The organism is Comamonas fluminis (assembly GCF_019186805.1).
Classification (GTDB): domain Bacteria; phylum Pseudomonadota; class Gammaproteobacteria; order Burkholderiales; family Burkholderiaceae_C; genus Comamonas; species Comamonas fluminis.
The window spans coordinates 1,319,716-1,331,635 of the sequence record NZ_CP066783.1; the positions used below are offsets into that span (position 1 = coordinate 1,319,716).

The following is an 11,920-nucleotide window of genomic DNA, read 5'->3' on the forward strand; positions in this document are numbered from 1 at the left end:
GTGTACACGACGTCACATGCGCGGCAGGCTCGCTTGCCAGAATGCGAAGCCCAAGAGCCGCGCGTAGTTAGCAACTTCAAAAACAGGAGCTGCCAGCGCTGGCTATGGAACGATTTCGGATGGAAAACGTTTTGAGATCCATGAACAGCAGGCGCTGGCAGCTCTGCTTTCAAGAGTTGGCAGAGTGTTCTGATCGTGGAAAAACACATGCGCGAGACAGATGTTCCTGCTTTGTGCAAGAGTATTGGGAGTAAACAACTGTGAATTTATCCAGCTCTTATCTGGAGAGGCCACTACAATCCGCTTCCATGGCAGTTAAACCGTCCAACGAATATTCCGAAGGCTCGATCCGCGTTCTCAAGGGTCTGGAGCCTGTCAAACAGCGTCCCGGCATGTACACGCGTACCGACAACCCCCTGCACATCCTGCAGGAGGTGATCGACAACGCGGCCGATGAGGCGCTTGCCGGTTACGGCAAAAAAATCAAATTCACCATGCACGCCGACGGCTCCTACAGCGTAGAAGACGACGGGCGGGGCATTCCCTTTGGTCTGCACCCCGAAGAAAAAGCGCCCGTGGTGGAGCTGGTCTTCACGCGTCTGCACGCGGGTGGCAAGTTCGACAAGGGCAATGGTGGGGCGTACAGCTTCTCCGGTGGCTTGCACGGCGTGGGTGTTTCGGTGACCAATGCGCTGGCAACGCGCATGGAAGTCACTGTGCACCGCGATGGCCAGGTGGCCAGCCTGGTGTTCTCGGGCGGCGATGTGATAGAGCCGCTCAAGATTCGCGATCTGCAGGCAGGCGAGCGCAAGCACGGCACCACCGTGCGTGCCTGGCCCGATGCCAAGTATTTCGAGTCATCGAGCCTGCCCATGGGCGAGCTGGTGCACCTGCTGCGCAGCAAGGCCGTGCTCATGCCCGGCGTGGCGGTTTCGCTCATCAACGAAAAAGCCCGTGATACCCAGACCTGGCAGTTCAAGGGCGGCCTGCGCGACTATCTGGCCCAAAGCCTGCATGGCGAGCCTGTCATCCCCCTGTTCGAAGGCGAGGGCTTTGCCGACAAGCACCACGACAGCTTTGCCGAAGGTGAAGGCGCGGCATGGTGTGTGGCCTTTACCGAAGACGGCGCACCGCTGCGTGAGAGCTATGTCAACCTGATTCCCACCACCGCAGGCGGCACGCATGACAGCGGCCTGCGCGATGGCCTGTTTCAGGCCGTCAAGGCGTTCATCGACATGCATTCGCTGCTGCCCAAGGGCGTCAAGCTGATGCCGGACGACGTGTTCGCCCGCGCCAGCTATGTGCTTAATGCCAAGGTGCTTGATCCGCAGTTTCAGGGCCAGATCAAGGAACGCCTGAATTCGCGTGATGCCGTGCGTCTGGTTTCGGGCTTTGTGCGCCCGGTGCTGGAGCTGTGGCTCAACGAACATGTGGACTGGGGCAAGAAGCTGGCCGAAATCGCCATCAAGGCGGCGCAAACCCGCCAGAAGGCCGGCCAGAAGGTGGAAAAGCGCAAGGGCAGCGGCGTGGCCGTGCTGCCCGGCAAGCTGACCGACTGCGAGAGCAAGGACACCTGCGTCAACGAAGTGTTTCTGGTGGAGGGCGACTCTGCCGGTGGCTCTGCCAAGATGGGCCGCGACAAGGAAACCCAGGCCATCCTGCCGCTGCGCGGCAAGGTGCTCAACACCTGGGAAGTGGACCGCGACCGCCTGTTTGCCAACAACGAAATTCACGATATTTCGGTGGCGATTGGCGTCGATCCCCATGGCCCCAATGATGAGCCTGATCTGTCCGGCCTGCGTTACGGCAAGATCTGCATTCTGTCGGATGCGGACGTGGACGGCTCCCACATTCAGGTGCTGCTGCTGACCCTGTTCTTCAAGCACTTCCCCAAGCTGGTGGAAGCCGGAAACATCCATGTGGCCCTGCCGCCGCTGTTCCGTGTGGACGTGCCTGCACGCGGCAAAAAGCCTGCCATCAAGGTCTATGCCCTTGATCAGGGCGAGTTGGACGCCATCTTGGAAAAATGTGCCAAGGACGGCGTGCCGCGCGAGAAATGCCAGGTCAGCCGTTTCAAGGGCCTGGGTGAAATGAATGCCGAACAGCTGTGGGAAACCACGCTGAACCCCGATACGCGCCGCCTGTTGCCTGTGCAGTTCATGAATCTGGACTTTGCCGAGTGCGAGGCCGTTGTCACCAAGCTCATGGGCAAGGGCGAAGCCGCTGCCCGCCGTGAGCTGATGGAACTGCACGGCGACGCTGTGGAGGTCGATATCTGAGCGGTTTGCAAGGCGCTAGCTGCTAGCTGTGAGTCGCCTGCCGCAGTGATGGGATCAAGTCATGCCAAGTTTTCAGTCTTCACATCAGTCATCCGCGCTGGCGCTCCTTGGTGGGCGTCTGCGCAAGGCAGGTCTGCACCTGCTGCTGGCGGGCGCGGGCTGGCTGGCGCTGGCCCCAGCCGCCCATGCGGACCTGTGGGCCTATGTCGATGAATTTGGCGTGACCCACTTTGCGGCAGAGGCGCTGGACAGCCGCTACAAGCTCTTCTTCAAGGGCGACCTCTACGACAGCAGCAAACCCGGCCTGCAGCCAAACGCCAGCGTAGCCGCTGCAGGCCTGAGCGCCCGCACGCGCACCGAGAATTTCTTTGAAGTCTCGCCGCGCTATAAGAGCGTGCGTCCCCATCTGCAAAAAGCCGCTGAAAAAACTGGCGTGGACTACGACTTGCTCAAGGCCGTGATTGCGGTGGAGTCGGGTTTTGACGCCGAAGCGGTGTCCCCCAAGGGCGCCGTAGGCCTGATGCAGCTGATGCCCGCAACGGCAGAGCGTTTTGGCGTTTCCGCCAGCAAAGCCCGCAATATGCAGCAGCAACTGGCGGACCCGGCTGTGAACGTCCCCGCCGGAGCACGCTACCTCAGTTATCTGATGGACCTGTTCCCCGGTCGTCTGGACCTGGTGCTGGCGGCTTACAACGCGGGTGAGGGTGCAGTTAAAAAATATGGCAAGTCTGTGCCGCCGTACAAGGAAACGCTGAATTACGTCAAGGCAGTCACTGGCATCTATGAACAGTTGCAGTCCGCCAATCCGCTGGCGGGCCGTGTGGCTTCAGGCAGTGCGCGTGGCGGTAAAAGCGGCGGCGCGGGTTCGCGTATTCGCATGACTTTGCCGGGGTCGCCCTCAGAGGGCGAAGCAAACCCATAAATTGAGTCGCCCCAAGGGCGCAATCTGAAAAATTACAAAGAATTCATGAGCGATCAAACCATACTGGATTTGTCTCAACAAGCCGCTGGCGATGCACTGGACCTGGGTCAATACGCACAGCGTGCCTATCTGGAATATGCACTCTCCGTTGTCAAGGGCCGCGCCCTGCCGGATGTCAGCGATGGCCTGAAGCCCGTACAGCGCCGCATTCTCTACGCCATGGACCGCATGGGCCTGAGCTATAGCGGCCCCAATGGCAACACAGCAGCCAAGCCAGTCAAGTCGGCCCGCGTGGTGGGCGATGTGCTGGGTCGCTTTCACCCCCACGGTGACCAGTCCGCTTATGACGCGCTGGTGCGCATGGCGCAGGATTTCAACCAGCGCTACCCGCTGGTCGATGGTCAGGGTAACTTCGGCAGCCGCGACGGTGACGGCGCTGCGGCCATGCGTTATACCGAAGCACGTCTGTCCAAGATCACCAGCTTGCTGCTTGATGAAATCGACATGGGCACGGTGGACTTCACGCCCAACTATGACGGCAGCACGCAAGAGCCCAAGCAGTTGCCAGCGCGCCTGCCGTTTTCGCTGCTCAATGGCGCCAGCGGTATTGCCGTGGGTCTGGCCACTGAAATCCCCAGCCACAACCTGGTGGAAGTGGCGGCGGCCTGCGTGGCGCTGATCAAAAAGCCGCAATTGCCCGAGGAAGAGTTGCTGGCACTGATTCCCGGCCCCGACTATCCGGGCGGCGGCCAGATCATTTCCTCCAGCAACGATATTGCGGACGCCTATCGCACAGGGCGCGGCAGCCTCAAGGTGCGTGCACGCTGGAAGATTGAAGAGCTGGCGCGTGGCCAGTGGCAGCTGGTGGTCAATGAACTGCCACCCGGTGTCTCGGCACAGAAGGTGCTTGAAGAGATCGAGGACATTACCAACCCCAAGGTCAAGACCGGCAAAAAGGCGCTGACACAGGAGCAGACCCAGCTCAAGGCCAGCATACTGGCTGTGCTGGATGGGGTGCGTGATGAGTCCAGCAAGGATGCGCCGGTGCGCATCGTGTTTGAACCCAAGACGGGCAAGGTGCCGCAGGCCGAGCTGATTACGGCGCTGCTGGCACACACCAGCCTAGAGTCGTCCAGCTCCATCAACCTGACCAGCATTGGTCTGGATGGCCGCCCGGTGCAGAAGTCGCTGCGGCAGATGCTGGAAGAGTGGATAGCTTTTCGCTTTCAGACCGTCACGCGCCGCAGCCAGCACCGTCTGGAAAAGGTGCTGGACCGCATCCATATTCTGGAAGGCCGTCAGGCCGTCTTGCTCAATATCGACAAGGTCATTGCCATCATTCGCGCCAGCGACGAGCCCAAGCAGGCCCTGATCGATGCTTTCAATCTGTCCGAGCGTCAGGCTGAAGACATTCTTGAAATTCGCCTGCGCCAGCTGGCACGCCTTGAAGCGATCAAGATCGAGCAGGAACTCAAGGAGCTGCGCACCGAGCAGGGCAAGCTCGAAGACATTCTGGGCAGCGAAGCCACCATGCGCCGCCTGATCTGCAAGGAAATTGAAGGCGATTCCAAGACCTTTGGTGATGCGCGTCGCACGCTGATTCACGAAGAGAAAAAAGTCGTGGCCGAGGTCAAGGTGGTGGATGAACCGGCCACCGTCATTATTTCCGAAAAGGGCTGGGTGCGCACACGCCACGGCCATGGCGTGGATGCCAATACGCTGAGCTTCAAGGCGGGCGACAGCCTGCACGGCACCTTTGAATGCCGCACGGTTGATCAGTTGCTGGCCTTTGGCAGCAATGGCCGCGTGTACTCGGTGCCCGTGTCTGCATTGCCGGGTGGGCGTGGCGATGGCCAGCCTGTGACCACGCTGATCGAGCTGGAAGCTGGCACGCAGTTGCTGTACTACTTTGCGGGCAGTGAATCCACGCAGCTGCTGCTCTCGGGCTCTGGCGCTTATGGCTTCACGGCCAATGTGGGCGATATGGTTTCGCGCCAGAAGGCGGGCAAGGCCTTTGTCACGCTGGGCGATGGTGAAACCCTGTGCGCACCTTCGGTGGTGCATGGCGTGCCCATGAATGCACGTGCTGAAACCGTGGAAGGCAGCGAGCAGGGCGCCGGTCTGCTGAACCCTGCGACGCATGTGATCTGCGCTTCGACGGGCGGACGTATTCTGACTTTCGAGATCAGCGAACTCAAGGCCATGCCCAAGGGCGGTCGTGGTCTCATGCTCATCAGTCTGGAAGACAAGGATCAGCTGGCAGGTGCCGCAGCCTATACCCGCAGCATTCGCCTGGATGGCGTGGGCCGTGGCGGCAAGGTCAAGAGCGAGTCGCTGGAAATCCGCAGCTTGAACAACGCCCGCGGCAACCGTGGCCGCAAGGGCAAGGCTGCAGATCTGGGCTTCAAGCCGCAGCAGGTGACCCGCGTGGAATAAGCGATTCGGTCGCCGAGTAAAAAGCCGCACCAGTTTTCTGGAGCGGCTTTTTTTATGGCTTTAGGGCGCAGAGAGCATGAGCTTAAATGACCGCAGACCCTGGTGATTCAGGCTGGCGTGCCAGCAACTGAGACAGCTTTTGCAGACCGGCCCGCAAGCGTTCGCGGTCTTTGATGCTGCCGAGGGAGATGCGGATGGCGTTGACCGGTTTGCTTTCTGCTCCATCGGCAGCGCCCGCTACAAAAGCCTCTGCGGGAGTGACTGCAATGCCTTCCTTGTCGGCGGCGTGCGCCAGTTGAGAGGGGGTCCAGTACCCTGGCAAGTTCAGCCATATATGCAGCCCATCGCCTGCCCCGCTGTAGCGGCCTGCCAGAACGTCTCTGGCCATCCAGTGCCTCAGCTGTGCTTCCTTGCGCACGCCATTCATCAGCTCGGTTGCAGAGCCATCCAGAATCCACTGCGTGGCCAGCGCTGCCGTCAGCGGTGCCACCATCAGCGCAAAGGCGCGCAGTGCGGCCAGAAACTGCTGGCGCTGCTGCGGATCGCGTATCAGCACAAAAGCCACGCGCAAACCGGGTGTCAGGCATTTGGACAAGGTGGAGAGATAGATTACCTGCTCGAGCGCCAATGCGGCAATCGGTGGCGGTGGGCTCTCGGCCAGCAGCCAGTAGGGGTCGTCTTCGACAATGCGCACATTGCAGCGCTGGGCCACGCTGGCAAGCGCCCGGCGCCGCTGATCCGGCATGGTGATGGCTGTCGGGTTCTGCAGCGTGGGGTTGAGATAAATCAGCCCCGGATGGTGCTGGCGGCAGGCTTGCTCCAGCAGCTCTGGCACCATGCCGTGTTCGTCGGCAGGCACGGCAATGATGCGCCGCCCGAACTGCGCGGCTGCGCTGCGCATGCCGGGGTAGCTCATGGGCTCGGCCAGAATCACATCGCCAGGCTGGGTCAGCGTCAAAATCAATGCGGCGATGGCTGCCTGCGCGCCGGGGCAGACCACGATGTGCCCCGCATCCAGCGGCCCGAGCATGGGCTGCAGCCATTGCGCAGCGGCGCTGCGGTCGGCCTCGCTGCCTCCGCTCAGGTGGTAGTTCATCAGCAGGGCGCCATCGGTGCGCATCAGCACTTGCGACAGGCCTTGTTTCAGCAGTTCGTCAAAGTCCACATCGCCCGGCGGTGGCGGGGTGTTCATGCTGAGGTCGAGAATGGAATTCAGCTCTAGCTTTTTTGCCGCCACATAAGTGCCCCGTGCACCACGCCCTTCCAGCAGGTGGCGGCGGCGGGCTTCGTCGTAGGCGCGGGTGATGGTGGTCAGGTCCACGCCCAGCTGCGCTGCCAGCTGGCGCTGGGTGGGAAGGCGGTCGCCGGGTTTGAGAGAGCCGTCGGCGACGGCGGCCTGCAAGGCATCTGCAATCTGCAAAAAACGCGGCCCGCCCTGAGCGGCCAGTTGCGGCAACCAGATCGGTGCGTGCTTGTTTTGCATGGGTCTTGCCTGGGACGTTTTGTCCCAATGTATGGAAATTGCTTTTAAGTAGTATCTGCCTGAACGTATAGCCATACCATTCTTGTATGGCCATCGCTGACGTTTGCGCCTCTCTTAATCGAGATGTGGCGCGCATCGCGATAGATAACGCCAAGTTAGATAGCGCCAAGTCACTGGCTGGAAATTTTCAAAATGATCGATTGGGTCCCCGTAGTCTTTGTGGTGTTCAAAGCGCTGATCTTTAGCGCCTGCATGTTTTTTGCCATCAAGTGGCATTACGACCAGGGAAAGAAGAAGGGTCTGGACCGGCGCACGCTGGTGATGAACATCGTCAAGGTGATTGCCGCGTTCATCGTGGGGCTGGTGTGCGTGCTGGGCTTTACCTTTGGTATTGCCAAGATGCTGGGCATGGACCTGAGCATGCCTTGAAGGCAAGGCATGCTCCCTGAGACTATGGGCTGATGTTTGCCCCGTCAGCCGGCAACAGGCTCGGCTGCAAAGATCTGCGCAGGTGCGTTGATCTGTTCACTGCAAGCGACCAGCGGCAGGTCACGCTGGCCGGGCTGGGTGCGAGAAACCAGCGCATACAAGCTGCTGACGGAGCGCGATACCGCATCGGCAATGGGCTTGCCCTGCAGCAAATGGCCCAGCAGCACGGCGGCAAATACATCGCCCATGCCGTTGGGCAGTGGGTGCAGGTCGATATACGGCGTTTGCACCAACCAGGCCTGATCGGCAGTTACGGCCAGTGTGGCCAACTGGTCGGCGGGCAGGTCGCTGGTGCGCAGGCTGGTGATGACGATGAGCGCCGATTTGCGGTCGTGCATCTGCCCCAGCATGGTGCGTGCGGCGGCTATCGCGGCCTGCACGGACTCCAGCGGCTGGCCGCCGCACAGCAGCTCAAACTCGTAATGGTTGGGTGTGATGATGCTGGCCAGCGACAGTGCACGTTTGCGCAGAAAGTCGGGAATGCCGGGGCGTACAAAGACGCCGCGCCCCACATCGCCCATGACAGGATCGCACAGGTAATGCGCCTTGGGGTGGTTCACTCGCACTTCCTGCACGGCGGCCAGAATGGCTTCGCCCACACCTGCATCGCCCAGATAGCCCGAGAGCACGGCGGTGCAGCGCTCCAGCACACTGCGCGCGCGCAGGCCGTCCAGCACGTCCTGCACATGGGCGGGGGTGAAGACTTGGCCCTTGAATTCGCCATAACCGGTGTGGTTAGAGAACTGCACGGTGTGCACTGCGACCGGTTCTATGCCCAGCAACTGCAGCGGCAGCATGGCGGCGTCATTGCCCACATGGCCGTAGGCGACGTGAGATTGAATGCTCAGAACCAGCGGCGGCTCCTGGTGCGCATGGTGCTCCTGGTGGTGGGGCATGAAAATTCCTTCAAGCAATGGCTGGGGCAAGGCGGCAGAACCATAAAAAAGTGAGCTGCCCGCGCCAGTCAAATCATGGGTTCAGATGATATTCATTCTGAACTCTATGAATAACCAGCGCAGCATGCTCACTTTATGCAAGCGAAGTGGGTAAGCCGCTTAGTTCAGTTCAGCCATCAGCTCGATCTCTACGCAGCAGCCCATGGGAATCTGCGCCACGCCAAAAGCGCTGCGGGCGTGCTTGCCGGCTTCGCCAAAGACTTCGCCCAGCAGCTCGCTGCAGCCATTGGTGACCAGATGCTGCTCGGTGTAGCTGCTCGAAGAGTTGACCAGGCTCATCACCTTGACGATGCGCTTGACGCGGCTCAGATCGCCACCGCAGGCGTGCTGCAGCGTGCCCATCAGGTCGATGGCGATGGCGCGTGCGGCCAGCTTGCCTTCTTCGGTCGTCATGTTTTCGCCCAGCTTGCCCACCCAGGGCTTGCCGTCCTGCTTGGCCACGTGGCCACTGAGGAAGACCAGATTGCCTGTCTGCGCATAGGGCAGGTAGGCGGCTGCGGGAATGGCGACTTCGGGCAGGGTGATGTTCAGGGCTTTGAGTTTGTCGTACACGCTCATGACGGGCTCCAAAAAGTGCGGAAGATGAAAGATGACCGAGTTTGACACAGGCCAGCGCTGGCATGGCTCAGGCGGCGCACGGCATGGACGCAGGCAGGGATAGCCGCAATCGTGGGCGCTGATTCGCGCATCTAGCATGGGGCATGAACTCTGTGCCCACACCGCCCGCCGAGCGCGTTCGCCTTTCATGGCTGGCGCCGCTATGGGGCTGTGTGCTGGGCGCGTCATGGCAGGTCACGCAGCCGCAGCTGTGGCGGCTGTCGGCGTACCAGTTGCTGCTGGGCCTGGGTCTGCTGATTGCGCTGCTGGTTCTCAGGCGGCGTCTTCGGCCCTGGCTCAGTTGGTGGCTTTTGCTGGCAAGTGCGGCTTGCTGCGTGGCAGGCATGACAGGCTGGCGGGCGCACGACTATCTGGCGCAGACCCTGCCTAAGGCGCTGGAGACGGTGGATCTGGTGGTGGAGGGACGTATCGCTTCCATGCTGCAAAACACCAGCAACGGGCAGCGCTGGCGTTTTGAGGTCGATCAGGCGGCGAGCGGCGTGGAAGGTTTGCCACCGCTGATGGAACTGTCCTGGTACGGGCCTTATGGCAAGGAGCTGGATGCCAGCCAGCCCTTGATTCCTGCATGGGCGCAGGGGCAGGCCTTGCGCCCTGGCCAGCGCTGGCGCTTTACGGTGCGCATCAAGCGGCCCCACGGCGCGCGAAACCCGCATGGTTTTGATTACGAGCTGCTGGCATGGGAGCAGGGCGTGCAGGCCACGGGCTATGTGCGCGATCAGCCTGCGCCGCAATGGCTGGAGCAGGGGGCTTCATATCGGCTGCAGCGCTGGCGCCAGTGGTTGCGCGATCGCATCCGTGGGCAGACATCGCAACTGCAGCAATGGTTTCCCGCACTTGAGCCGCAACGGCAGCAGGCGGCCATGGGTGTGGTGGCCGCACTGGCCGTGGGCGATCAGCAGGCCATAGAGCGCAATGACTGGGCGCTGTTTCGCCAGACGGGCGTATCGCACCTGATGAGTATTTCAGGGCTGCATATCACCATGTTTGCCTGGTTGGCTGCATTGCTGGTGGGGCGGCTGTGGCGGCTCAGTGCCACAGCCTGCCGCTGGCTGCCCGCACCACGCGTGGCTTTGCTGGCTGGCGTGCTGCTGGCAGCGGCATACGCCATGTTCAGCGGCTGGGGCCTGCCCGCGCAGCGCACGGTCTGCATGCTGGCGGTGGTGGCAGCATTGCAATGGCTGGGCGTGCGCTGGCCTTGGCCCTGCGTGTGGCTGCTGGCGCTGGCCGTGGTGCTGGTGGCTGACCCGTGGGCGCTTTGGCAGGCAGGCTTCTGGCTGAGCTTTGTGGCTGTAGGTGTGCTGCTTGCTACAGATAACAGAGCTGCAAGCCCAGGAGAACAAAGCGCGGAAGGTGGATTTTCTTCGAAATGGGCCTCAAAGCTGGCAGCGCTGTGGCGTGAGCAGTGGTTGATCTCTCTGGCACTGGCGCCGCTGGCTTTGCTGCTTTTCGGGCAGGTTTCCATCGTGGGGCTGTTGGCCAATCTCATCGCCATTCCCTGGGTGACTCTGGTGGTTACACCGCTGGCCTTGCTGGCGGCTCTTGTGCCGGTGGCGGCAGCAGGGGCCGCGGCTGCCATGCTGCCCCTGATGGCTTTGCTGCAGTGGCTGGCGCAGTTGCCCTGGGCTGTCTGGGCCCTGCCGCAGCCTGCTTGGTGGGCCAGCGTGCTGGCCATTGTGGCGGGGCTGTTGCTGATTGCGCCGCTGCCCTGGCGGCTGCGTCTGGCATCGGCAGGCCTGGCGCTGCCTGCGCTGTGCTGGCCGGTGCAGTGGCCGCAATGGGGCGAGTTCGAGCTGCTGGCCGCAGATATTGGCCAGGGCAATGCCGTCGTCATCAGCACGGCGGGGCGCCGCATGCTGTATGACGCGGGGCCGCAGTACAGCCGCAACAGCGATGCGGGGGAACGGGTGCTGCTGCCGCTGATGGCGGCGCAAGGCCTGCGGCTGAACGCCATGCTGCTCAGCCACCGCGATCTGGACCACACCGGCGGGGCGCTGGCCGTGAAAGCGGCGCAGCCTGGGCTGAAGGTCATGGGCTCCAGCTCGGTTGTGGACGATGCGCCGCTCGCGGCTCTGGCGCCGGTGCAGCTTTGCACGCAGGGGCAGCGCTGGCAGTGGGAGGGCGTTGATTTTGAAGTGCTGCACCCACCGGCTGGCGATGCGTGGCTGAACGGGCGCAAGTTCAAGCCCAACTTTGCCAGCTGTGTGCTGCGCATACGTTCGGCCTCCGGGCGTGTGGCATTGCTGACAGGAGATATCGAAGCTGCTCAGGAGCAGCAATTGCTGCAGTCTGGCCAGATGACGGCGGTGGACTGGTTGCTGGTGCCCCACCATGGCAGCAAGACATCATCCACCCCAGCATGGGTGCAAAGCCTCAGGCCGCGCTGGGCGGTGGTGCAGGCAGGGTATCTCAATCGTTTTGGACACCCGGTGGCGGAAGTCAGCCAGCGTTACGTTGCAGCGGGCACATCGCTGGTGCTGCAGGATGGATGTGGGGCAGCGCTGTGGTCTTCGGCAAAGCCGCTGGATTTGCAGTGTGAAAGACAGCGTCAGCCGCGCTATTGGGATGTGCATGCACGGCCTGTGAAAGCGATGGAATCAGGCACCCCTTGAGAAACTGGCACGGGGCTTGCATGATGTGTTCTGTCAGCTTCTGGCGGACGCAGACAGGTGCTGTTTGCTGGTCCCTGACTGGTCCGGGCCGGCATCAGACGTGGCTAAACTGAAACGAGCGTGGCGGT

8 protein-coding genes are annotated in these 11,920 nt (G+C 61.7%); 5 read left to right on the plus strand and 3 right to left on the minus strand.

The features are described 5' to 3' along the window. The first annotated feature begins 308 nt into the window (after positions 1-308). From JDW18_RS06395 to parC, 3 genes are all read left to right on the plus strand, one after another. Complete coding sequence (locus JDW18_RS06395; RefSeq protein WP_218242861.1) at positions 309-2,279, plus strand: DNA topoisomerase IV subunit B; 1,971 nt, start codon at positions 309-311, stop codon at positions 2,277-2,279. 61 nt (positions 2,280-2,340) lie between these two features. Then, on the plus strand, positions 2,341-3,201 hold the full coding sequence (locus JDW18_RS06400) for a lytic transglycosylase domain-containing protein (RefSeq protein WP_218242862.1): 861 nt from the start codon (positions 2,341-2,343) through the stop codon (positions 3,199-3,201). A 45-nt stretch (positions 3,202-3,246) separates the two neighbouring features. Next, positions 3,247-5,637 carry a DNA topoisomerase IV subunit A gene (gene parC / locus JDW18_RS06405; RefSeq protein WP_218242863.1) on the plus strand — a complete coding sequence of 797 codons (2,391 nt, stop codon included), beginning with the start codon at positions 3,247-3,249 and terminating at the stop codon, positions 5,635-5,637. 82 nt (positions 5,638-5,719) lie between these two features. Here parC and JDW18_RS06410 read toward each other — a convergent pair whose 3' ends face one another. Beyond that, positions 5,720-7,120: an aminotransferase-like domain-containing protein gene (locus JDW18_RS06410; RefSeq protein ID WP_218242864.1), complete on the minus strand. Its 1,401-nt coding sequence runs from the start codon at positions 7,118-7,120 to the stop codon at positions 5,720-5,722. Between the two features lie 192 nt (positions 7,121-7,312). Here JDW18_RS06410 and JDW18_RS06415 point away from each other — a divergent pair, with 192 nt between their 5' ends. Beyond that, the gene (locus JDW18_RS06415; protein ID WP_218242865.1) at positions 7,313-7,549 is read left to right on the plus strand and encodes a hypothetical protein; all 237 of its coding nucleotides are present in this window, start codon (positions 7,313-7,315) and stop codon (positions 7,547-7,549) included. 44 nt (positions 7,550-7,593) lie between these two features. Here JDW18_RS06415 and pdxY read toward each other — a convergent pair whose 3' ends face one another. Continuing rightward, positions 7,594-8,505: a pyridoxal kinase PdxY gene (gene pdxY / locus JDW18_RS06420; RefSeq protein ID WP_218242866.1), complete on the minus strand. Its 912-nt coding sequence runs from the start codon at positions 8,503-8,505 to the stop codon at positions 7,594-7,596. A gap of 159 nt (positions 8,506-8,664) precedes the next feature. Beyond that, the gene (locus tag JDW18_RS06425; protein WP_218242867.1) at positions 8,665-9,123 is read right to left on the minus strand and encodes a RidA family protein; all 459 of its coding nucleotides are present in this window, start codon (positions 9,121-9,123) and stop codon (positions 8,665-8,667) included. Positions 9,124-9,266: 143 nt separating this feature from the next. On the opposite strand from JDW18_RS06425, the gene JDW18_RS06430 reads away from it, so the two are divergent. Next, complete coding sequence (locus JDW18_RS06430) at positions 9,267-11,792, plus strand: DNA internalization-related competence protein ComEC/Rec2 (protein WP_218242868.1); 2,526 nt, start codon at positions 9,267-9,269, stop codon at positions 11,790-11,792. The last annotated feature ends 128 nt before the right edge of the window (positions 11,793-11,920 follow it).